Genomic DNA, 22247 nt, shown 5'->3' with positions numbered 1-22247 from the left:
TGGCACGGTAGACATGGGTATGTGTCTGAACTGACCCTACGCACCATTCAAGATGAGGACGACTACGAGTCGTACATGACCTCGTCGTATTCCGTATTCCTGCAGGACCTGCAGAAGGACGACATCGCGGTCACCCGCAAGTTCACCGAGCTGGACCGCATGATCGGCTTCCACAACGGAAAACGGTGGGTGTCGACGGCGGGTGCGTTCAGCCGTCAGGTGGTGCTGCCCGGCGGCGCCGTCGTACCGGTGGCTGCCGTCACCGCGGTCACGGTGTTGCCGACCCATCGCCGCAAGGGGCTCTTGACCGCGATGATGCGTCACCAGCTCGACGACATCCGCCTGCGCGGTGAGGCACTCGCGATGCTGTTCGCATCGGAGGCCTTGATCTACGGGCGATTTGGTTACGGCATTGCGATTGAGGCTGCCTCCCTATCCGGGCAGGTGCGCGAGCTTGCCTTCCGTCCCGGGGTGGACCTGGGTGATGGCGTGCTCGAGGAGGTGGATTCGGAGACCTTCCTGGCGACGGCCCCGGCCGTCTACGACGCGGTGATTGTGGCGCTGCCCGGTCAGATGTCGCGCTCGCGCGAGTGGTGGGATGCATGGACCTTCGACAACGAGGAACGACAGAAGGACTCGGGCAAGATCCGCTTCGTCCTGCATTACGAATCCGATGGCAGCGTCAGCGGATTCGCCATCTACAGACCGAAGCACGAGTGGGGTGGCACCGGCCCCAACAGCGAGCTGCATGTGCAGGAGGTGCTGGCGACGAATCCCCGCGCCTACGCACGGACCTGGCGCTACTTGTTGGATATGGACCTGGTTCGCAAGGTCAAGTATCACGGGGCGGCCGTCGATGAGGAGCTGCGCTACCTGGTGGCCAACCACTCGGCACTGGAATGCGCGGTGAGCGACGCGATTCAGGTGCGCTTGCTCGACATTCCGCGGGCGTTGTCACAGCGGCGATACTCCGCCGAGGTCGACCTGGTGTTCGAGGTGACCGACGAATTCTTGCCGGAGAACTCCGGACGGTACCGGCTGCGTGGTGGTTTGACCGATGCCCGTTGTGAAATCACCACGGAGGCAGCCGATATCGCGTTGACCGTGCGCGATCTGGGCGCCATCTACATGGGCGGCGTCAGCCTGCAGGTACTGGTCAGTGCCGGTCTGGTCACCGAATTGCGGGCAGGCTCGGTGCAACGGGCCGCCATCGCGTTCGGCTGGCCCGTCGCACCGAGTGCGCCCGACGACTTCTAGTCGCCGCGGCCGGGGCGGCCCATCATGCCGGGGCCGTCCCAGTCGTCACCGCTGCGGTCCCAGCCGTGGTGTCCGCCACCGCCACCACCACCGTGTGTGTGCCACCAGATGGCGCAGGCGATACGCGCGGCGATGAACAGGAAGAGCAGTACCAGGCCGGTCAGCAGGGCGATCTTGCCGAGCAGCTTGGCACGATCGGAGGATTCCTGGGCGCGGTCGTACTGCCCGGTGAGCCAGAACTGGGTGACGTTCAGGGCATTGGTGAAAGCGCTGAAGGCCAACGGCCAGAAGAAGACAACGGCCGCCACGGCCCAGCCGACATTGGTGGGTGGGGGCTTGGGTGGTCCGCCAGGGGACGTCGGTGCAGGTGGAGGCGTTGAGGGGGTGGTAGGTGTGTCGGTACTCGTCTCGTCGGTCATGGCACGAGGTTAGGCCGATTTCAGACGGGCTGCCATAGCGATCGGATGCTTCGGAGGAAACTGACATGGGTTACGCAGGTACCGCGGATGGAACTTGAGGCTGAATACAGTTAGCCGCGGGGGCGGGTGCGTCCGAACCGGCGGGCCACGCGGCGCATCCGGACCAACATGGCGACCGAGGGAAGGCTGGTCCCAGCCAGGTACGCGGACAGCTCGGTGTTCGAAACGCCTATACGCGAGGCAAACTCGGCCTCGCGCAGACCGGAGGCCTCGAACAATAGATTGATCTCGTTGGCCGCCTCGCGCCGTTCGCTTTCGGCAAGGTTGTCCCGGGCACGGGCGATGATCTCTTGCAGCGCGGTCGAAATGCCGTACAGCTCATCGGCACCGACCACTTCTTCGATCTGACGTGCGGTTCTGCCGAACGGATCGCGCTTCAGCGCGTGGACGATCGCCTGCCAATCGGACAGATCGCCACTTTGCAGGGCATTGAGAACTTCCGCGGTGGTCCAATGTGACACCGGGCTGCGCTGTGACTGGGCGGCCTGCTCGGTGCTGGTGTCGGTGGCATCGGAACCCGAAGGCTCATCGGGCACTTCGGGGGAGACGGCTGGCGCGTCGCTCGTGACCGTCACCTCGCATCCTCCAACATTGCCACCGCCACGGACAGGCACTGTCTGCGCACCGTGGGGCTTTCAATCGCGCCATCGCCGGGCTTCGGATCAGCCAGCCGACGCACCAACTGGCTGGAAACCCACCGCTGATTGGACTGTACACAGTAATGCTGATCGATCCCGGTGAGGACCTTCGCCGCCGTCTGTGGCTCCATTAGTGAAGCCAGGCGGGCGAACTCGGTGTAATCGCGTTCGGCGTTGCGGCGCATCAACAACAGTCCCTGCATGCGTAGCGCTTCGGCATCGGTGGGGACGACGCATTTCTGTCCCGTTGGCAACTTCACCTGGGTGATCTCCACTGGCGTCAGCCGGGACAGGGGGCCGGGCATTTCGATTGCGTCGGTGTGCGTTCCGTTTTTGCCGGCCTGCAAGGATTCCAGGGCCACGGTCAAGTTGTCGCGCCAACGATCCGCGAGCACCGACTCGTTATCGGGCGCGGTGACCGTGCCACCGTCGGCGAGGCGCTTAAGTCTGGCCGCCGAGACGGCGATGGCGTGGTAGTCGATGCGCGGTTCTTCGAATCCGGAGCCCTGTAGCCGGAGCGCGCTCTCGGTGTGCGGGCCCGGAAGCTCGTCCACACAGGGGGTTTCGAAGTCGACGGTGGGTAGCACGCGGTCCAGCCAGCCGGGCAACCACCAGTTGCGCTTGTTGAACATCGCCATCAGCGCCGGCACCAGCACCAGACGCACCACCGTCGCGTCGACGGCGATCGCCACCGCGCAGGCCACGCCCAGCTGTGCCACCAATGGCATTCCGGCAAAGGCGAATCCGATGAACACCGCAATCATGATCAGCGCAGCGCTGGTGATGGTGCGTGCACTGGTGCGCACCCCGTACGAGACAGCGTCACCGCAGTCTCCCGTGCGCAGGTACCGCTCGCGGACACGGGCCAGCAGGAAGATCTCGTAATCCATGGTGAGACCAAAGGTCAGCGCCAAGGCCAACGGTGGGATGCTGCTGTCGATATTTGCCTTGTGGAAGCCCAGGAATTCCAGCCATCCCCATTGGAAGACGATCACCAGGCTGCCGTACGCGGCGGCGACCGACAGCACCGTCATCACCACGCCCTTGAGGGCCAGTACCGGTGAGCGCAGGGTGGCCAGCAGCATCACGAACGCGAGCACGCAGACGAACGCGAACACAGCCCACAGGGAGTGTTCGACACGATTGTCGTAGTCGAACAGCAGGGCTGTCGGCCCGCCCACGTTGACCTCGGCCCCTGAATTCTTGAGTGCATCGGGAACATTGGTGCGCAGCCAGCTGACGGTGTGGCGCGCCGCCGTTGCCTCGGGATCCACGGACAGCACCGCCGAGATGAGCGCCTCGTGGCCGCCGGTAGAGAAGACGGGGTCGGAAACCCCGGCAATGTTGGGGGCCTGCGCGATCGTTTCCTTCGCGGTCTCCAGCGCCGTCGCGTGCTGCGGATCCTGCGCATTGCCATTCTCGCCGTCGAAGGTCAGCAGTACCTGCACCGGCCCGAGTGCGCCCGGTCCCATGGCGACGGCGGCGGCATCGATACCCCGCCGAATCTCGTGAGACGAATCGAATTGGCGCAACATGCTATTGGAGACTTGCATGTGCAGGCTCGGCGCTGCGAGTATCAGCAGGAGCACCGAAGCGCCCAGTGCGGAGAGCCACGGCCGACGCATTACCTCTTGGGTCCACTTGCGCCAGAACGGGATCGAATGCTTGCGCAGCGGAGAGGCCCGCAAGAAGCGAGACTGGTTGGCCGCGGCCTTGCCGAACAGGGCGAGTAGTGCGGGCATCAGCGTGGTGGAGGTGAGGACGGCGATGGCGACGACGATGATGGCGCCCGACGCCATGGACGCCAGCGCGGGGGTCCCGATCAGGTAAATACCGGCGAGCGCGGCGATCACCGTCAGGCCCGAGAGCGTGACCGTGAGCCCCGATGTGGCCATGGCCGCGGCGATGGCCTCTTGCCGGTTCTTTCCCGAGTTCAGCTCCTCGCGGTATCGCATGAGGATGAAGAGGGAGTAGTCGACCGCGACGGCAAGACCGATCATGGTCACCGTCGGCAGGGCGAACACCGACATGGTGGTGACATTGGACAGCGCAAGAACGAGCGCGACACTCAACGCCACCGTGCACACACCCAGTAGCAGCGGCAGGGAGGCCGCGGCAAGGGAACCGAAGGCCGCGATCAGCACGACGAGGATGACCGGGATGTTCCATTTCTCGGCCTGTTTGATGTCACCGGCGATCTGCTCGGTCATCGCCGCACCCAGCGCGCCCTGTCCGATCACGTAGAGCGACACTCGACCACCGGCGATCTGGCCGGGCTGGCCGCCACGGATGTCCAGCTTCTTGCGGAGATCCTTGGCGATATCGGTGGCTCCGGTGTTGTCGAAGCCGATCCGCAGGGTGACGACGAACGGCCGATCCGGCTGCGGCGTCAGCTGCGGGGGAATGGGTTCGACCGAAACCTGGGGGATCTGGGCCGCTATCTGCTTGAGGTAATCGACGGCGGCGGTCATATCGGCGACGGTCGCGTCGGCTCGTGGCGCGGCGACCAAGGCCAGCGGCGAGGCGCCCTGCTCGCGGAATCCGGTCTCCATCGCGTCGTGCACTATCAGCGATTGCGATCCGGCGACCTCGAAACCTCCACCGGTGAGCTTTTCGCCGCGGCCCATTACCAGGCCTACCGCGGCGACAATAAGAATCAGCCAGACGGCGATGGTCAGCCATCGATACCTGCGAAGGTAGTCGCTGGTGCGCATCATGACTGACTGCACGATGATCCCTGTCGTTCGGTGTGACGCACGCAGTCTCCTGTGGCGTGGTCGTGATGCTACAGCAACGCGACTAACCGCGCGTGCCGTCTGTATTTATCCCGACAACCTGCGATGACGTGGTTACTAACAGCCTGCCTTGGCGAAAAACGAGGGGCATCCGGACGTGCCTTTCGCGTTCCCTGGCAACGTTGCGTTGGCTCTCGATTGGGATCTTGAATTTCAGAATCCGGCCGAAGATAAAGAGTCGGTAACTCTCTGGCGACTACGCGAGTCCGTGTATCGAATTGCTGCCGAATTTCGATACCTTGGCTGTAATCCCCAGAACCACTAGGACCCTCCAGGAGATGATTTCATGTCAGCCACAACCTCGCGGCGCGCGGCCTACGGCTTGCTGAGCGCAGGTGTTCTCGCTGGCGGGCTCGCGATGAGCGCCCTGGCACCGATTGCCGCGGCCGAGCCAGTCCCCCCGACGCCGGCCCCGGCTCCGGCGGCCCCCGCTGCACCAGCGCCCACCCCGAATGCTGCCGCACCGGCCGCGGCAACGGTGACTCCTGACACATCTACGCCGGACGGGTGCCAGGCCAGCAAGATGACCAAGACCGTCGGCGGTGTGGTGCAGAACGCGGCGAGCTACCTGGAGGCGCATCCGGACGTCGATGCGGCGTTTACCGAGATCAAGGCCGCGCCGCAGGACCAGATCGCCACTAAGACGCAGAGTTATCTGGTGTCGAGGCCCGATGTGGCGGCCTCCATGGGTGGTATCGCCGCGCCGCTGAATGATCTGCGCACCAAATGTGGTCTGCCGCTGGACCTGGCACAGGTCGTCAACGGTGGTGGATTGAATCCTGCCGCGATGGGTGTGAACCCGGCACTGCTGACCGCGCTGTCGCAGAACCCGGCCGCGCAGCAGGTGGCGCAGAACCCGGCGGCGCAGGCGCTCGTGCAGAACCCAGCCGTGCAGGCTGCCATCCAGAATCCGGCTCAGGCACCCGCCAACTTCCCGCAGGGACCCGGTCCGGCCCCCGGCCCCGCGCCGGGCGCTACCGCTGCGGCTCCTGCCGGCCCGGTCGGGACCGGTCCGGCCCCCGGACCGCGCGTCTAGTCAGGACACAGACCGAAACGAGTGCGAGCTTGACGCGGATCTTCCACGAGATTTCCGCGTCAGGCTCGCACTCGGCGTTTTGGGGCTAATGGGATAGAGCGTCGGGTCCGGTGGGTGCGATGTCGTCGTGACGGTTCAGGTAGCGCACGGACAGCAATACCGCGGCATAACCAGCGAGGGGCACCAGCACAGCGGCGAGACCTTCCATGCGGCCAGCTTGCGCGGTCCGCGGGCGTGGATCCAAGCCCGTTGACGAGATCCTGACGGCGGCTCGCTATTTTTTTGACGAACTACGGATCAGCCGTGACGCGATGACCCGCCACCCCAGCAGGAACATCGCCGTAAACAGTGACGCCACGACGATGAAGCTGAACTGCACACCCTGGTGGCTCAGCGTCCGCAGGATCATCCCGAAAAGTACGGTGCTGACCCAGACTGCGATCCCGGTGTGGGCGACCGATGTCGGGCGCGACCACCCCCGGCTCAGGAGCCAGCCGATGCCGGCGCCGGACAGGAACGGCCAGGCCGTATGCCACACACCCGGCAGCGTGATGCCCTCGCTGTGACTGATTTGGCCGATGGTGCAGAAAACGAAGATGCCGACGGCATCCAGTACCAGTGAAAACAGTACGGATGCCGCCGGCTTCTGCGTGCGTGAATTCTGTTGCGCGCTGGGCATTCCCCGACCGTAGCGGGTGCCGTGCGGTGCTCAGTTGGAGGGTGCCTCCGGGTGGCCGGCTTCGATGTTGAAGGTCAGCGTGACCTTCTCGCCGACGAGTCCGGCGCCGCCGTTAATGCCGAAGTCGCCGCGGTTGAGCTGGGCGCTGGCCTCGAAGCCGGCGACGGTACCGCCCTGCGGGCCGGGGCCGACACCCTCCAAGGACAGGCTGAGTGAGACGGGCTTGGTGACGCCGTGCAGGGTCAGTTCGCCATCGACGATGTAGTCGTCGCCGTCGGCACGGACGGCTGTGGACCGGTAGGTGGCGGTGGGGTAGTTGTCGGTGTCAAAGAAATCGGCCGACCGCACGTGGCCATCGCGCTGCTCGTTACGAGTGCTCAGGGAGGCGACGTCGATATCGGCGTTGACAGATGGGGCTCCGTCTTCGGCGATGACGATGTGTCCACTGAAATCGATAAAGGAGCCGCGCACCTTCGAGACGCCCAGATGGCGAACGGAGAAGGTGACATCGGAGTGGACCGGGTCGATGGTCCAGGTTCCGGCGGCGAGTACGGGGGTGGTCGTGGTCATGAGTGCTCCTCGATTGGGGGTGAGACACTCATGCCAACCGGACTATGGTCCGGTTTATTTCGGGGGGTCTGAAGAATTTTTCTGTGAATCGCCCGAAGGGGGGCCCGCGCGGGATTCCAGGTCTTTGTTCGCGTCCGTTGCCGCGGCGGCATCGGGGTCGATCTGACTCTCATTGCGGAACATGAAGAAGAAGATGACCCAGCCGATCGCGGAAATGAAGATCCAGCTGACCGCGCGGTAGATGAGCATCGCAGAGATCGCGTCGGGCAGCGTCATCCCGGAGGACACCAGACCGGGAACCAGGAAAGCCTCCACCACGAGCAGGCCGCCCGGCATCAGCGGGAGCGAGCCGGCGGCGCGGGCCGCGGCATACGCGACCATGACACCGACCAGCGAGGGGCGACTACCGACGGCGTAGGCGGCGAAGGCCAGGCAGGCCACGTCGGCGATCCAGTTGAACAACGACCAACCGAAGGCCTCGCCGAGCGCCCGGCGGGTCAGCGTCACCGCTTCCATCTGCTTGAGGATCTCGCGCCAGCGGGCCACCCCCATCATGGCGGGTTTACCGCGAAGATCGTTGACCCATCGCAGGATTCGGACACCGATGCCGTCGAGCATCTCCGGCCGAGAGGCCACCGCCTGGGCCAGAACCAGGATGGCCAACAATCCGCCGATGCTGAAAATCAACGAGAACGGGTTGGTCTTGGCGCCCAGCAGGAACGCGCCGCCCAGGCCGAGGATCGCGAGCCCCACCGCCTGCAGTACCCCGGACATCACCAGCTGCCAGGAAGCCACCACCGGTGTGGCGCCCCAGAGGCGCTGCTGCCGATAGATGAAGGTGGCCGAGAGCACGGGGCCGCCGGGCAGCGTGGTGCTCAATGCGTTGCCGGCGTAGAAGGCCGCCTCCGAGCGCCATTGACGGATCTTGACGCCCGCCGACCGCAGCAGCGTCCGCTGGATCTGCGCGAAGCTGTGCATCGAGGCCATCGCCGCCAGTGCCGCCGCCAGCACCCACCAGGGATTGGCGGTCTTCAGGCTGCGCCAGGCCGCGGCCAGCTGATCGGAAACGAACCCGATCTCGACCGCGAGCACCACCACGACGAGGACGAGGGCGACCCAGCGCAGCCACCAGTACTTTCCGCGCCGCTTGATGACGGGTTGAGGTGCAGTGATGGCGTCGTCGTCCGGACAGGGGTCCGGGTTGGTCTCAGGCGGTGTCTCGCCGCCTGAGAGACGATCGCGGTCATCGGGCACGGGCACCACAGTAACGGCGAGTGCGGGCCACTTCTTTCAGGTTCCCGCAGGCCACGCCAGGTGTGTCGCCCTGGTGCGGCCCCGGAGCAGCACAGAGTCGCCGTGATCCCAGTGTTTCTGTTCATCGGTGTCGGCGAAATACAGCGCATTGGTGGATGCGAGCAGCCGACTTGGCCGATGTTTGGCGAGCTCAGTTAGCCGCGATGCTTCATTCACGGGGTCACCGATCACCGAGTACTCGTAGCGCTCGGGTGCGCCCACGTTTCCGGCCACCGCCAGCCCGGCCGAGACGCCGATCGCGAACTCGAACGGATGCGGGAAGTCTTGGGATAGCCGCTCGCGCAATTCGCGTGCGGCGGCCAGACAGGCGGTGGTGGCATCCGGGCGGTGCAGTGGTGCGCCGAAGACCGACAACGCCTCGTCGCCGACGAACTTGTTGACGAAGCCGCCACGGCTGTCGACTACCTCCACCACGATGCGGAAGAAGTCGTTGAGGATGGTCAGCACTTCCTCGGGATCCCGGTCGGAGGCCATTGACGTCGACCCGATCATGTCCACGAAGAACACTGCGACATAACGATTCTCACCACCGAGGTTGGTGCCGAGCTGCAGCGCCTGGCTGGCAACGTCGGCGCCCACATGCTTACCGAACAGCTCACGCAGCTGACGGCGTTCCTCCCCAACCTGCATCATCCGGTTGAAGCCGGCCTGCAGGACACCCAGCTCGCTGCCGTCGTACACGTCGACGCGGGCTTCGAAATCGCCCTGCGCCACATCGCTGATGGCGGCGCGCAGCTGGCGCACCGGGTCGGCCAGCTGTCCGGCGGTGAGCAGCGCGAGCCCATAGCTGCCGAACAGAGTGACGGAGACGATGAGCAGGACGGTGAGGGCCAGGTCGCGGGTCGAGGTCAATTCGCTGGGATCCCACAGGGCCATCCCGCACAGCGCGAGGATGCCGATCGCCGGCGCCAGCGTGCCGATCCACCAACTCAGCCGCACCCTCACGAACACCGATGGTGCGAAACGTCCATGGAACTCGCTGGCGCTTAACGCCTTCGCGGCAATTGGCCGCAGGATGCGCTCGCCGAGCAGGTAGGTCAGGCCGAAGCTGCCCGTCGCGGCTTGCAGGGTGCCGATGATGGTGGCCAGGGTCCAGTGGGAGTCATGCGCGGCGCCGACGCCGACGAAGATCGACGAACCGATCACCCACCCGCCGAGGTGGACCATGGACTGCTGCAGCGGTGCCGTCAGTGCGGTCCGTAGCTCAAGTGCGGTGGGCGGCCCGCCCCGGCAGTACCAGCGGGCCAGACGGTGCTCCATATGCAGGGCCCATCCCACGCTCGTCACGACCATGAGGCCGAAAAGCACCCAGAACAGTGGCGGGCCGTTCTCGAAGACCCAGTCGTTCGCCGGCCGTTTGAAGGGCATCCAGTGACGCAGAAAGTAGAACAACAGCAGCAGGGTGGCGGAGTTGATGCCGACCATCGAAGCCACGAACACGGTCCACCGTGGGCCCAGCACATGCATGGCCCGAAACCATTCGCGCAGCCGTTCCATCACCCAGGTATTCCGATCGGTCTACTCCAGTTCTACCCCAATTTCTGTGACGTAACCGAAGCATGCCAGTTCTTGCTGCTCTAGGGCGGATGTATGGCCAGGCCGGGCTTCCGCGGCGGGGCCAACGGGGTGGTGCCGCGGAACCTACTGCGCGGTAATGTTCCGTGCATGACGCAGCGCAGCATGCCATTCCTGGAGGGCGTGACCCACGAATACGTGCAAGCCGGGGATGTGAAAATTCACGTCGCCGTGGCCGGTCCGGAGGGCGGCAGGCCGGTGGTGCTGCTGCACGGCTGGCCGGAAAACTGGTGGATGTGGCACAAGGTCATTCCGGCGCTGGCCGGCGCCGGGCACCGGGTGTACGCCATGGATCTGCGCGGCGCGGGCTGGAGTGAGGTCGCTCCGAAGGGCTACGAGAAGGAGCAGTTCGCCAGCGACGTACTGGCCGCGGCCGATGCCTTAGGCCTGGAATCCTTCGATCTGGTCGGGCATGACTGGGGCGGCTGGACGGCGCAGCTGGTGGCGCTGAAGGCGCCGTCGCGCATCCAGCGGCTGGCGATCCTCAATATTCCGCCCGTGTGGCAGCAGCCGGGCCGCGTGGCCAGGTACGCCCACAAGCTGGCTTACCAACTCGTGGTCGGCGCCCCGGTCGTCGGGCCGCTCTCGCATCTGTCGCCGACGCTGTGGTGGTTCATCCGGCGCAGCGGCATGCCCAAGGAATCTGTGGATTTCTTCCGCAGCTGCTTCCGCGACCGCGACCGTCGGGTGGCGGGGTCCAAGATCTACCGGTCCATGGTCGGCAAGGAGTTCGCCCACCTAGCGCGCGGCCCCTACGACGACCGCACGCTACCCATGCCGGTACGCGTGCTGTTCGGTCTCGACGATGTGGCGGTGCACCCATCGCTGCTCGAGGGTTTCAAGGACCACACCGACGATCTGAACATCACGGAGGTGCCTAACTGTGGTCACTTCATCGTCGATGAGCAGCCCGAGCTCGTAGTGAAGTGGCTCTCGGAAGTACTGGCCGAGCCCGCATCGAAGGGATAGTTGCTGGGTTAGGCTCGGCGCATGACGCACGTTGACGCCGCCGAGTCGGTTCATCCATATGTGCGCAAGGGGGCCGCTTGGGCTTGGCGCCTGTTGGTGCTGCTTGCCTTCGGGCTCACAGCGCTGTGGTTGTTCTGGCACCTGAATACCATCACCATCCCCGTGCTGTTGGCGCTGATGGCGGCGGCGCTTTTGGTGCCGCCGGTCAACTTCCTTGAGCGGCACAAGGTTCCGCGTTCGCTCGCGGTGGTGGTCGTACTGTTGACCGGCACCGCGGCAATCGTGGGAATCCTGACGTTCGTGGTCGACCAGTTCATCAAGGGACTTCCCGACCTGTCGACGCAGTTGACCGACAGCATCGAGTCGCTGAAGAACTGGGCGATCCACAGCCGGTTCCACATCAGCGAAGACCAGATCGGCAAGGCCGGCGACGCGTTGGTCAACAGCATCAAGAACAACCAGGACAAGGTGACCAGCGGCGCGCTGGCCACGGCCACCACCGTCACCGAGATCATCACCGGTGCCGTGCTGACCTTCTTCACGGTGATCTTCTTCTTGTACGGGGGCAGGGAGATCTGGGATTTCGTCACCCGGATTTTTCCGACGTCGGCTCGGCCGCGGGTGCGCCGTGCCGGTGTACTGGGCTTCGGTTCGCTGATCGGTTATGTACGCGCCACCGTCGCGGTGGCGTTGGTGGACGCCCTAGGTATTGGCGTGGGCCTGGCGGCTTTCAGTGTGCCACTCGCCCTTCCGCTGGCCTCGCTGGTCTTTCTGGGTGCGTTCATTCCGATCATCGGTGCGGCGATCTCCGGTTTCGTCGCGGTCTTCATCGCCTTGATCACCAAGGGCGCCTTCACCGCGGCCATGATCTTGGTCATCGTCATCGTGGTGATGCAGGTGGAAGGCCATGTGCTGCAACCGCTCATCATGGGCCACGCCGTACGCATCCACCCATTGGCGGTCGTGTTCGCCATTGCCGCGGGCGGCGTGCTGGGCGGAATTATCGGGGCATTGTTGGCGGTGCCAACCGTCGCCGTGCTCAACACGGCTATTCGTGCACTGCTGCACCCCGATGATGACGATGATCCGTATGTCCTTGAAGGAGAAGAGGAAGCGGAGATTCTGGATCCGGAGATGGTGCCCAACCAGGGACCGGCGGCGGTGAACGCCGGGCCCGGCAACGGCGTGCCGGAACTGGGCCCGGCGCCGCCCAAGGAGTAGCAGCGCGTATGACATCCGTCCCTCGATGGGTCAGCGGTAGCGATCCGACGGCGTCGTTGTGGCGTGCCGCGCAGGTGTTCCGATTGGCGAGTTTCGGGTACGCGCTGTTGGCCTCGCAACTGGCGAGCTATACCCACTACGACCGACAGGCGCTGAGCTGGGCACTGTACGGATGCATGGCGATATGGACGGGGTTCGCAGCGGTTACACTGTCGCGCAATTGGTTCCGCCGATGGCAGCTGGTGCTATGCGATCAGGTAATCGTGATTGCGCTGATGCTTGCCGGGCGCCTCGTGGTCGATGTGCAGTGGTACAGCGGGCATCAATCGTTGCCGACCACTCTGTGGGTGGCCAACGCGGTGGTGTCGGTGGGGCTGCTGCGCGGCCAGCTTGCCGGCGTCATATCCGGTTTTGTTCTCGCCGCGGTCAGCATTGCGGCGCGTGGTCTGTCCGTCAGCGCGCTCTGGCTCGACTCGACGATGCCCGCGTTGGTGGTGGTTGGGCTGGCGATCGGTGCCGCATCGACCACCGCCAAGCGCACTTTCCATGAACTGCGGCGCGCGGAAAGAGCGGCGGCCGCCGCGATCGAACGGGAGCGGTTGGCCCGCCAGGTGCACGACGGGGTGCTCCAAGTGCTGTCGTACGTGAAGCGGCGAGGTACCGAGATCGGCGGTCCGACAGCAGAACTCGCCGAGATCGCGGGTGAGCAGGAAGTGGCGCTCCGGGAGCTGATTTCGGGTGCGGCCCCGACTGCCCTCGCCGATGACGAATTGGTCGATCTGCGTCCGCTCCTGCGCACTCAGGCCAGTACCGCCGTCTCGGTGTCCGCGCCGGGGTCGCCGGTGCTCATCGGTCAGCACATGGCCAGCGAACTGGCCGCCGTGGTGCGTAGCGCGCTGTCCAACGTGGGATTGCACGCAGGACCGCAAGTGCATGCATACGTGCTCATCGAGGATCTGGCAGACTCGGTGGTCGTCACGGTGCGCGATGACGGTAGCGGTATTGCCGATGGCAGGCTGGATCAGGCCGAACGCGAAGGACGCATGGGGGTGTCTCGATCGATTCTGGGGCGGGTGGCCGATCTGGGCGGGGCGGTCCTGCTGGAGACGGCGCCCGGCGCAGGGACCGAATGGGAGATTACGGTGCCCAAATCTCAGGAGGTCGGGGTATGACGGAAGAGCTGCAACAGATTTCGGTGATGGTGGTCGACGACCACCCGATGTGGCGGGATGGGGTCTCCCGTGACCTGCAGGCGGCCGGGCTGTGGGTGATCGCGACGGCCGACGGCGTTGCCTCGGCCGGTCGGATCGCCGCGACGGTGAAACCCGATGTGGTGCTGATGGATATGCAGCTGACCGATGGCGATGGCGCGCAAGCCACCGCCGCGGTGTTAGCGGTGTCCCCGCATAGCCACATCCTGGTGTTGTCGGCCTCCGCCGAACGCGAGGACGTGCTGGAAGCGGTCAAGGCCGGTGCCACCGGATACCTGGTCAAGAGCGCGTCCGCCGCCGAGCTCATTGACGCCGTCAAGGCCACGGCCAAGGGGCAGGCGGTGTTCACGCCGGGCCTGGCGGGCCTGGTGCTGGGAGAGTTTCGGCGTATTTCAAGCGATTCAGCGCGCGCCTCGGACGACACGCCACGGCTCTCCGACCGGGAAACCGAAGTGCTGCGGCTGGTCGCTAAGGGGCTAAGCGCCAAGCAGATCGCCACTCGGCTCTCACTCAGTCACCGGACGGTGGAGAACCATGTGCAGTCGACACTGCGCAAGCTGCAGCTGGGCAATCGTGTCGAGCTGACGAGATACGCCATCGAACACGGGCTCGACGAGTAGGCGTCGCTAGTCCGAGCCTGCAGTAACGGCCAGTGCTCCTAGCGCGGCGAGTCCGTCGGTGATCTGCGTGGAGTCGGGCACTGCGGAGGGGTCGGCGGCCCATTGCAGCATCAAGCCCTCGATCAACGCCATCAGAAGTGAAACGGCCGTGTGAAGCGACTCAGGCGGCTCAAATCCGTGGGCCAACATGGCGGTTCGTGCCAGATCGACGGCGTGATCACGCATGCCGGCGTAGCAGGAAGCGAGTCGCTCACGGAGTTTGTCAGATCTCATCGCGGGAGCGTGGAACTCGATGCAGGCGTAGACGGTGGGACGGATTCGATCGAATGAGTCAATCGTGGCGTGGAACAGGGCTTGGATCTGGTCGCGCGGGTTGGTGGCGGCCGCCTGGTCGAAGGCCAGCTGAACCTGGGCGCTCCAGTTCGAGAAGCATTTGGTGAGTGCCTCGTCCATCAGCGCGTCTTTGCTGCCGAAGTGGTAGTTGATCGATGCGATGTTGACTCCGGCAGCGCGCGCAATATCACGGGATGTGATGTTGGCGTAGCCGCGCTCTTGCAGACAGGAAAGAGCGCCTTCCAGCAGTTTGTCACCGTTATTCCGCGACGTCGACACGGGGCCATCGTAGCGCGGCGCGGTCGGCTGTTTATCCCATTCCAATCGGAGCAGCCCAGGCTTGCACCGAGACTGGGACGATATCAGCGGACACAGTGAGGCCCGGATGGTCGTCAACGCGAGCACCGCGCATGAATGAGACGGCCGGTATTGGCAGGGCACGTAAGGCGCGCAGCGTTTCATGAAGTACATCGACCACCATCACCGGCATGTGAAGAGCCGACGTCGTCTGTCGGTCTAGCGTGTTTCCGGAATCGTTTCTTGCCAAGTTAATTCGGGCGATGCGGCCGAGTTGACGTCGACTCGACGATCGAGTGACAGCTGTTGTCAGCTGCGCATAAAAGCCGCGATGGCCAGGTCGTCCTTGCTAGGGATTCGCGCTTGTTGTCGGCCCAAGTGCCTGTTTGGATGAAATGGCTTGATAGTGCCGAAATTTGTTTGACACCTACGTTTTTAGGCTGCGTTGGGGCCACCAGATGTTGTTGCCGATGAGTGTCATGGCGGCCGGCACCAGGATGGTCCGGACGACGGTGATGTCGAGGAGCAGGCCAGTGCCCACGGTGAATCCGATCTGAAGAAGATGGATAACGCTGCCGCTCATGAGCGCGAACATGGTGAGTGCGAAGACAATTCCAGCTGTGGTGATGACGGAGCCCGTGCTGGTAAACCCTCGCAGAATTCCGCGGACCATCCCGTCCTGGGATTCGTCGCGGATACGGGAGGCGAACAACATGCTGTAGTCCGCTCCCACCGCCACCAGCGCCATGAACGACACCGGCAGAACCGAGAAGTCGAGGTCGATGCCGACGATGTGTTGCCATACCAGCACGCTGAGGCCGGCAGCAGACGCGAACGAGAGCGTGACCATGACCACCATGAAGGCAGGGGCGAGGATGCTGCGTAATAGGAGTGCCATGACCAGGAAGATGCCGAGGATTGCGACGGCGCCGAAAGTGAAGAAGTCACGCCAGACTTGGTGTTGCATATCGGTCGTTATTGATGCAACGCCGGTAGTGGTGATCTGCGCGCCCTCTAGTGTTGTGCCCGTCGCAACCATCGTCGACGTGCTCACAAGCTGCATTGCACCGGTCCGGGCCTCAGCGCTGAATGGGTTCACTTTCCACACCACGACCATGCGGGTGACCTTGCCATCTGCGGAGAACAGCAACTTCTCGCCGGCCTGGAAGTTTTTGTCGGAGAATGCTTGCGGTGGCAGATAGTATCCCGCGCCCGGACCACTGGAGGTGTGGATGCTGACGGCGTCGAGATAGTCGGATGCCTTTTTGAGTCCGTCGCCAAGGGGCCCGGTCAGGGTGCCGACTTGATCGACACCGGTCTTGACACGATTCAAACCGGTAGCTAACTGGGACATCCCACCGGCGAGGTGCTCGGCGCCGCGTACCAACTGGTTCAATTGCGCTGAAACTTCTGTGGGAGGGCGTCCGTCAAGTTGTTTGGACAGCGATTGCATTTGCACCAGAGCGCCTTTGAGACCGGGAAGCGCTGCGCGCGCATTGTCGATTGCCGCTTGAGGTTCCACGGTCAGGGCCTGCAGATCGCGCAGTGAGCGGACCGCTGAGCCATTGGTGCTCGCGTCCAGATCGGCCAGAGCGGCACGGCCACGCATGCACAGTGGATTGGCAATGCAGTCGGGCGCGGGTTCAGGGCTCAGCAGGGGAGCGAGGGCGGAGTTGGCTGTGCTGACGGTGGCGGCGACGAGATCGTTGTGACTGATGGCCTGCAGTGCGGCGTCGAGAAGATTTACCGACGAGCTGAGGTCAGCGATGGCTCGAGGTACGTCAACACGGTTACTGGTCGCGGTGGCCAGCGCGGTGCTTGCGGTGTCATAGGTACTGAGCACGCCCTTGGCCAGGGATACAACCTGGCCAATGCCGGTGATCAATTGCGGCAATTGAGTATTGGCGGAGTTAGCACCGTCGCGAAGCTGGTCGACCCCCGCGGTCAGGCGGGACAAATCAGGGTTGGACTGCTGGATGCGTTGCTGCGCTTCGGTGAGACGATCACCGACAATGCCGACTTGATGGCCGATCGTGGTTTCGGCGACCGGTTTACCGCTGGGGCGGGTGATGGAGCGGACGACGGCGACTTCGGGGAGTTTGGCGAGATTCGTCGCGATCATGTCCAATGCCGCAAGGTCATTGGTGTTGCGCATGTCATGATCGGATTTGATGATCAGGTACTCGGGTGCCGCTTCGTTGACTCCCCAGTGTGCGTAAACCTTTTCGTACCCGCGGGTGCTGTCGGTGCTGTCGAGTTGCATGGCGTTCTCGTCGAAATTCAGCCGTAGTGTGGCCAGGACAGCGGCCGCGGCGATCAACACGACCAGAGATGCGGTTGCCAACACCCCGGAATGGCGAATTACCCTGGCGCCGGTACGACGCCAGCGGCGTTCGTTCAGTATCCGTGGTTCGGCGTACCCACGTTGTGCAGCAACGGATAACAACGCGTAGGGCAGTGTCATGGAGACCGCTAGGGTAATCACCACGCCGATGGTCGTGGGGGGACCGGCGGCCTTGAACATGCCGATCTTCGTGAAGACCATGGCCGATGCTGCCGCCGCTACCGTTACCGCGGACGCGATCAGGATTCCGGAAATTTTTTCTCCCGCCCGCTGCAGGGCGGCAGGCGCGGGTAGCTTGGCTCGGCGACCTTCGTGGTAACTGGCCAGGATGAAGATCGCGTAGTCAGTACCGATGCCCAGCACCATCGCGGTCATCAGCGCGATGGTGAAGTTCGAGACCGTCAGTGTTCCGCTGAGACCCAGGAGGGAGATGATTGGGCGTGTTACCCCGAGAGATACGCCGATCGTCAGCAACGGAATGCAGGCAAGGACCAGCGACCGGTAGACCAGCAGTAGCAACATGGTGATCAGCAGTATCGAAACGCCGGTGATGATCATGAGCGACCGGTCCATGGAGGTGAAGAGGTCGGCCAGTGTCGGCGCGAACCCCGTGTAGTAGATCTGCACTCCCTGGGGCTTAGCCATGGACTCGATCGTCTTACGAATTTCGGTGACGTTTCGATGAGCTTGTGTCGAGCCAACATCACCGGTCGCTGCGACAAGGAGATTGATCGCCTTGCCGTCAGGGCTGATCGCGATGTCGCGGAGTTGGTCGTTGCTGTAGGTGTCCAGGACGTAAGCGACGTTCTCGTGATCGGCGCGCAGGGACTCAATGAGCTGCCGATACAGTGCGTGGTCATCGGCGCTGAGCCCGTGTTCATCAACCAGTACGACACTGCCCACTGAGGCTGATTGTGGTACCCCGAATTCGGTCGACATCTCTCGAAGCGTTTGTGTAGCAGCGAGATTAGTGGGCAGGAAGGGTGCCGAGTATTTTGACACAGTCACTTCGAGCTGAGGTATCGCTGCGTTGAGCACGCCGAGTAGGACGATCCAGCCGCCGATGACCAGCCACGCATTACGCGCGCTGAAGCGGCTGACCTTGCCAAAGGTCTTGCTGTCGGCGTGGGCCATCAGACCGCGACCACGCCGCGCGGGACTATCGGCGTCGGATCGGGGTTGCATTTTGGATGGCTACTTACTTTGCGAGCCCACGGCACCATGCTGTCTGCCGATGCGGCGAAGACGGTATATCTGCGGATTCCTCCCGGCAATTGGGTGAGGTCGGCGAGCCGGCCCGGGCCATCGGTGTGCACCCCGCAAGGGAACCGTTTTCCTTCGGGCACCAGGACTCCTAGCTGTATAAACGGCATTAAGGTAAGCATTTGTTTATCACGTTGGATGGAGGGGCGCAAGGCTGGTGCGCACTGGAGGGGTGGGTGCGCTGCGCGGGCATCGTCTGGTGTGGCGGTATTCGATACGCGGGTCAACATTGTTTGCGATTCTGTCAATATCGTGGTAAACGTATGTTTACTTCATGTGCTTGAGCTGGGCGCAAGCGATTGTGCGCGTCCGCAGTTCGGGTGGGAAGTGGACTGGAGTGCCGTAGGCCGATCGGTGTGATGCGGGATAGGGCCGTCTATGGAATTGGCGATCGACTGTTAGCCGTCAACGCTCGCAAGGCGGGCCGACATTGCCGATTGAACCCCCGCGCTGATCCGGAACATGCGGTTGGAGTGACACGTGGGTGGTGAAGACAACGCAACCGCACCTCGGCAGCGTCTGCCCAGGGGGCAGGGGTGGCTGCTGCGACAGCAGATCATCGACACGGCGATGGAGCTTATCCACAGGTCCGGCGAGGCGCGGGCTCCGTCCGCCCGTGAACTGACGCGAGCACTAGGCATCACGGCACCCTCCTTCTACCGGCACTTCTCAAGCACGGACGAGTTGGTAGATGCCGTGTGCGCGGCATACTTCGAACAGCTCGGGGAGGAGCTACAGCGAGCGACATCGAATGTCCCTGGCGCGGCGGGACGACTACATGCGTTGGGTGTGGCCTATGTGCGGTTCGCCGCGGAAAATCCGCTCATGTATCGATTCGCGACTTCCGGTTCACCACGTGCCGTCGGTGATTCTTCTGAAATACTGGACAGCTCAGCATTTCTCCAACTGAGAAGCATCGTTCAAGAACTTATCGACGAAGAACGGTTTCCTCCCGGTAGTGCCGTGCGTTCGGCGCTACAGTTGTGGGCGATCACCCACGGAATCGCCTCCCTGCTGGTGACACGGCCGAACCTACCGTGGGGTGAGCGCGAATCCTTCGTAAGTCGAACTCTGCACGCCGCCTACTTGGCGCAGGTCCAGGTAGGTGCTCCCGGCCGTGCCGGACCATTTCTCGATGAGTAGTGCTACTTAGCGCGGTGAGAAACCCCTAGGTGCGACGGTAGGTTTACGCCTTCACCTCGGATTGAGCAGACGCCACTCTGAGAGGCATGACATCTCCGCAGCTGCAGCAGCTGACCGCGGCGCTGGCTGAACTCGATGGGCGAGAGCGTGCGTTGCGTGCCGAGCTCGATGCGCTGCGCGGCCGGATGGTCGAATGGACCCAGGCCGAATACCTTAGAGCGCAGCAGTATTGGGACGATTACCGGCGCAGTGTGGGCGTTTCTCCGATAATGCCGCAGGCCGTCGCCCCGGTGTCACTGGTCTCGACTCCAGTGCTGGCGCCGGCGTCGGACGTGCCCAGGATGGCACCTCAGGTGCAGGAACGGTTCTGGACCCGCGAGGGATTCGCCAGCAAGGCGATGGCGTTTGCGGGCGCAGTGGTGACGCTCGCAGGTGTGGTCATGCTCCTGGTGCTGGCCGCCAAGAGTGGATACTTCGGTCCGATACCCCGCATGATGTCTGGCGCCGTCCTGGCGGCAGGGCTGGTTGGTCTGGGTGTTCGTGTGCAATCCCGCCCCGGCGGCAGGGTCGGCGGTATTGCCACCGCAGCAACAGGATTCGCCGCCGCCTTCTTCGATGTGCTGGCGCTCACAGTGATCTACGACAAGATCCCGGTGGCGATCGGCCTGGCTCTCGGGTTGGCAATTGCCGGTACCGGGTTAGTACTGGCGCGGCAGTGGAACTCGCAGCCGTTTGCCGCCGGTGTGGTCGCCGCGATCACCGTGCTGGCCCCGATCCTCACCGGTGGATTCACCGTGGAGCTGGCGGCCTTCGCGCTGGTGCTGCTGATCGCCAGCTTGCCCGCCCAGATGGGTCGGGATTGGCCTGTGCTGCACGCCTTCCGGACCGTGGGCGTCGCTGTGACGCTGCTGCTCGCTCTTCGCGCCACGCACGGCGGACAGCCGCACGCGCTGCTCGTCATGGCAGTGCTGGCGCTGCTGGTCACCCTGGTCGGTTCGCTGTGGCTGCTCACCGGTGATGACGGAGACCTCACCTCGTCGATCATGATCGGCGTCGCCGCGGCTCCGGTTCTCTACAGTGCCTTGTCCTTTGCGGTGTGGCCGCTTGGCGTGCTGGTGCCTGTCGGAGTCGCCGCGGTGATGGGCGCGGTGCTGCTACTGGTCGGTGGTCTGCCGGTGCATACGCGCATCACCATGGCCGCGATCGGAGGTCTGGCGCTGATGCAGGCCTCGGTCGAGGGCACGAAGGAAGCCTTGCTTGCGGTCGTACTGCTGACTATCGCGTTGTCCTTCGCTGCCATTGGATACCAGCTGCAGGAGCGTATTTCGTTGGTACTAGGTCAGATTTTCGGCGCGCTGGGCGGGTTGGCGTATGTCGCCTATGTGCCCCCGGAGCTGCTGACCGATTCGAATAGCGCCGTGCGCGAGGCTGGCTCGCTGCTGATCGTCGCGAGCGTGCTCTCGGTGGCGACGGTGGGCATGGTGATGGCGGCCATGCACCGAGTCGGCTGGGCGAGTCCGCAGTCTGCTTCCCTCAGAGGTGTGCTGGCCGGGGCATCGATGTTGTATGCGGGGACCGCAGCCGTCGTGCTGTCGGGCACGGCGCTGCTGGGTAGTAACGACGGGTTCCTGCTGGGCCACGGTATGGCGACGGTGTCCTGGATGGCGGTGTCGGTGGCGTTGCTGCTCGCCGGTCTGCGGCACTACCGCGACCAGAGCTGGGTAACCAGAACGGGATTCGTGCTCGCCTCGATGGCCGTCGCCAAGCTGTTTCTGTTTGACCTGGCCACCCTTGACGGCATCGCACGGATCGGTGCGTTCATCGTGACCGGCCTGCTGCTGCTCGGCGGAGGAACGCTTTACGCGCGTGAATACGCCACCCTCGCAGGTAAATCCGAAGACCAACCGTATTAGAGAAATGTCCCCTGCAGGGTGCGTGCCCGCTCTGCTGCAAGCATTTTCGCGTCACGCCCATAGGAGTCGCTGCCAACATCCGGCGACCCCATCTCTAATGCCGCCGCATCCGAGTATGCGGTATCGAACAGTTCATGGAAGACCTGCCAGCGGTCCCCGTCGGCTTGAATCGCATAGATATCGGCGATGAAAGTACCGCTGCTGGTCGTGCCGCCTGCATAGTCCACGAGGGCCTTGCCGATGCGGCGGGCCAGCTGTTCGCGTCTTGCGAGGTAAGCGTCATCGGGCGACTGGACTTCGACGACGCCCTTGCCAAACAATTCTTCTAGGGCAGGGATGCGCTCTGTCATCAATCGGTGTCGCATCTCTGCCTCGGAGATCCACAGCGGATCCCACGGTGAGGGTATGTAGTCGGCGCAGTAGTCGTTGATATCGGTAAAAAGTTCACTCACGACGGGTAGGTCAGACAGCCTTCCGCCAATCTGAATCTCGTCTGACCGCCACAGCATGAACTCGGACGCATAGATGCGCGCGGTGATGACCCCGCCCACGTAGCGGCCAACTATCTGTCCGAGACGAGATGACAACAT

General features: G+C 63.8%; 19 protein-coding genes. 8 read left to right on the top strand and 11 right to left on the bottom strand.

The genetic code is table 11. The annotated features are described in order from the left end of the window. Positions 1-21 precede the first annotated feature (21 nt). The gene (locus FZI91_RS07380; protein ID WP_162526494.1) at positions 22-1257 is read left to right on the top strand and encodes a GNAT family N-acetyltransferase; all 1236 of its coding nucleotides are present in this window, start codon (positions 22-24) and stop codon (positions 1255-1257) included. Here the strand turns inward: FZI91_RS07380 and FZI91_RS07375 are convergent. The 3 genes from FZI91_RS07375 to FZI91_RS07365 form a co-directional block, all read right to left on the bottom strand. Next, positions 1254-1676, bottom strand: coding sequence for a CD225/dispanin family protein (locus tag FZI91_RS07375; RefSeq protein WP_155938159.1), 423 nt, complete (start codon positions 1674-1676; stop codon positions 1254-1256). The genes FZI91_RS07380 and FZI91_RS07375 overlap by 4 nt on opposite strands. 110 nt (positions 1677-1786) lie before the next feature. Then, positions 1787-2311 carry a helix-turn-helix transcriptional regulator gene (locus tag FZI91_RS07370; protein WP_162526493.1) on the bottom strand — a complete coding sequence of 175 codons (525 nt, stop codon included), beginning with the start codon at positions 2309-2311 and terminating at the stop codon, positions 1787-1789. After that, positions 2308-5091, bottom strand: a complete 2784-nt coding sequence (locus FZI91_RS07365; protein ID WP_155938591.1) for an MMPL family transporter — start codon at positions 5089-5091, stop codon at positions 2308-2310. Before FZI91_RS07365 ends, FZI91_RS07370 begins: the two co-directional genes overlap by 4 nt. 364 nt (positions 5092-5455) lie before the next feature. Here FZI91_RS07365 and FZI91_RS07360 point away from each other — a divergent pair, with 364 nt between their 5' ends. Continuing rightward, complete coding sequence (locus FZI91_RS07360) at positions 5456-6205, top strand: hemophore-related protein (protein WP_155938158.1); 750 nt, start codon at positions 5456-5458, stop codon at positions 6203-6205. An 85-nt stretch (positions 6206-6290) separates the two neighbouring features. Here the strand turns inward: FZI91_RS07360 and FZI91_RS24085 are convergent, their stop codons facing one another. The 5 genes from FZI91_RS24085 to FZI91_RS07340 form a co-directional block, all read right to left on the bottom strand. Continuing rightward, positions 6291-6413, bottom strand: coding sequence for a hypothetical protein (locus FZI91_RS24085; protein WP_255455893.1), 123 nt, complete (start codon positions 6411-6413; stop codon positions 6291-6293). A 66-nt stretch (positions 6414-6479) separates the two neighbouring features. Next, positions 6480-6884: a DUF3054 domain-containing protein gene (locus FZI91_RS07355; protein WP_155938157.1), complete on the bottom strand. Its 405-nt coding sequence runs from the start codon at positions 6882-6884 to the stop codon at positions 6480-6482. 30 nt (positions 6885-6914) lie between these two features. Continuing rightward, positions 6915-7454 (bottom strand): YceI family protein, encoded by a 540-nt coding sequence (locus tag FZI91_RS07350; protein WP_155938156.1) that lies wholly within the window; start codon positions 7452-7454, stop codon positions 6915-6917. A gap of 54 nt (positions 7455-7508) precedes the next feature. After that, on the bottom strand, positions 7509-8717 hold the full coding sequence (locus FZI91_RS07345; protein WP_162526492.1) for a YbhN family protein: 1209 nt from the start codon (positions 8715-8717) through the stop codon (positions 7509-7511). A gap of 27 nt (positions 8718-8744) precedes the next feature. Beyond that, positions 8745-10268 (bottom strand): adenylate/guanylate cyclase domain-containing protein, encoded by a 1524-nt coding sequence (locus FZI91_RS07340; protein ID WP_162526491.1) that lies wholly within the window; start codon positions 10266-10268, stop codon positions 8745-8747. 165 nt (positions 10269-10433) lie between these two features. On the opposite strand from FZI91_RS07340, the gene FZI91_RS07335 reads away from it, so the two are divergent. Genes FZI91_RS07335 through FZI91_RS07320 form a run of 4 tightly spaced genes read left to right on the top strand, consistent with a single transcriptional unit; the run spans position 10434 to position 14364 of the window. Next, a complete protein-coding gene (locus tag FZI91_RS07335; protein WP_155938154.1) occupies positions 10434-11312 on the top strand; it encodes an alpha/beta fold hydrolase in 879 nt (292 codons plus the stop codon). A gap of 21 nt (positions 11313-11333) precedes the next feature. Continuing rightward, a complete protein-coding gene (locus tag FZI91_RS07330; protein ID WP_155938153.1) occupies positions 11334-12533 on the top strand; it encodes an AI-2E family transporter in 1200 nt (399 codons plus the stop codon). A gap of 8 nt (positions 12534-12541) precedes the next feature. Further along, positions 12542-13705, top strand: a complete 1164-nt coding sequence (macS, locus tag FZI91_RS07325) for a MacS family sensor histidine kinase (protein WP_155938152.1) — start codon at positions 12542-12544, stop codon at positions 13703-13705. A gap of 26 nt (positions 13706-13731) precedes the next feature. Then, the gene (locus FZI91_RS07320) at positions 13732-14364 is read left to right on the top strand and encodes a response regulator transcription factor (RefSeq protein WP_162526549.1); all 633 of its coding nucleotides are present in this window, start codon (positions 13732-13734) and stop codon (positions 14362-14364) included. A 6-nt stretch (positions 14365-14370) separates the two neighbouring features. Here FZI91_RS07320 and FZI91_RS07315 read toward each other — a convergent pair whose 3' ends face one another. Continuing rightward, positions 14371-14976: a TetR/AcrR family transcriptional regulator gene (locus FZI91_RS07315; protein WP_309224174.1), complete on the bottom strand. Its 606-nt coding sequence runs from the start codon at positions 14974-14976 to the stop codon at positions 14371-14373. 445 nt (positions 14977-15421) lie between these two features. Next, positions 15422-18472, bottom strand: a complete 3051-nt coding sequence (locus tag FZI91_RS07310; RefSeq protein WP_155938589.1) for an MMPL family transporter — start codon at positions 18470-18472, stop codon at positions 15422-15424. 609 nt (positions 18473-19081) lie between these two features. Between FZI91_RS07310 and FZI91_RS07305 the strand changes: the two genes are divergently transcribed. Together FZI91_RS07305 and FZI91_RS07300 are read left to right on the top strand one after the other, a co-directional pair. Continuing rightward, positions 19082-19744 carry a TetR/AcrR family transcriptional regulator gene (locus FZI91_RS07305; protein WP_309224173.1) on the top strand — a complete coding sequence of 221 codons (663 nt, stop codon included), beginning with the start codon at positions 19082-19084 and terminating at the stop codon, positions 19742-19744. Positions 19745-19830: 86 nt separating this feature from the next. Beyond that, positions 19831-21657: a DUF2339 domain-containing protein gene (locus tag FZI91_RS07300; RefSeq protein ID WP_155938149.1), complete on the top strand. Its 1827-nt coding sequence runs from the start codon at positions 19831-19833 to the stop codon at positions 21655-21657. Here FZI91_RS07300 and FZI91_RS07295 read toward each other — a convergent pair. Continuing rightward, complete coding sequence (locus tag FZI91_RS07295) at positions 21654-22247, bottom strand: hypothetical protein (RefSeq protein ID WP_155938148.1); 594 nt, start codon at positions 22245-22247, stop codon at positions 21654-21656. The two genes, FZI91_RS07300 and FZI91_RS07295, sit on opposite strands and share 4 nt — an antisense overlap.

Origin of the sequence: Mycobacteroides sp. CBMA 271, assembly GCF_009729205.1 — a bacterium.
Classification (GTDB): Bacteria; Actinomycetota; Actinomycetes; order Mycobacteriales; family Mycobacteriaceae; genus Mycobacterium.
Note: the sequence above shows the minus strand (reverse complement) of the source record. Positions and strands in the feature narration are given on the sequence as shown.

Excerpts from the sequence above, each read along its gene's own strand:
- macS (WP_155938152.1), top strand. The coding sequence starts at position 12,542 with ATGACATCCGTCCCTCGATGGGTCAGCGGTAGCGATCCGACGGCGTCG.
- FZI91_RS07335 (WP_155938154.1), top strand. The coding sequence starts at position 10,434 with ATGACGCAGCGCAGCATGCCATTCCTGGAGGGCGTGACCCACGAATAC.
- FZI91_RS07320 (WP_162526549.1), top strand. The coding sequence starts at position 13,732 with ATGGTGGTCGACGACCACCCGATGTGGCGGGATGGGGTCTCCCGTGAC.
- FZI91_RS07310 (WP_155938589.1), bottom strand. The coding sequence starts at position 18,472 with ATGGCCCACGCCGACAGCAAGACCTTTGGCAAGGTCAGCCGCTTCAGC.
- FZI91_RS07300 (WP_155938149.1), top strand. The coding sequence starts at position 19,831 with ATGACATCTCCGCAGCTGCAGCAGCTGACCGCGGCGCTGGCTGAACTC.
- FZI91_RS07355 (WP_155938157.1), bottom strand. The coding sequence starts at position 6,884 with ATGCCCAGCGCGCAACAGAATTCACGCACGCAGAAGCCGGCGGCATCC.
- FZI91_RS07330 (WP_155938153.1), top strand. The coding sequence starts at position 11,334 with ATGACGCACGTTGACGCCGCCGAGTCGGTTCATCCATATGTGCGCAAG.
- FZI91_RS07350 (WP_155938156.1), bottom strand. The coding sequence starts at position 7,454 with ATGACCACGACCACCCCCGTACTCGCCGCCGGAACCTGGACCATCGAC.
- FZI91_RS07360 (WP_155938158.1), top strand. The coding sequence starts at position 5,456 with ATGTCAGCCACAACCTCGCGGCGCGCGGCCTACGGCTTGCTGAGCGCA.
- FZI91_RS07365 (WP_155938591.1), bottom strand. The coding sequence starts at position 5,091 with ATGATGCGCACCAGCGACTACCTTCGCAGGTATCGATGGCTGACCATC.
- FZI91_RS07295 (WP_155938148.1), bottom strand. The coding sequence starts at position 22,247 with ATGTTGTCATCTCGTCTCGGACAGATAGTTGGCCGCTACGTGGGCGGG.
- FZI91_RS07375 (WP_155938159.1), bottom strand. The coding sequence starts at position 1,676 with ATGACCGACGAGACGAGTACCGACACACCTACCACCCCCTCAACGCCT.
- FZI91_RS24085 (WP_255455893.1), bottom strand. The coding sequence starts at position 6,413 with ATGGAAGGTCTCGCCGCTGTGCTGGTGCCCCTCGCTGGTTATGCCGCG.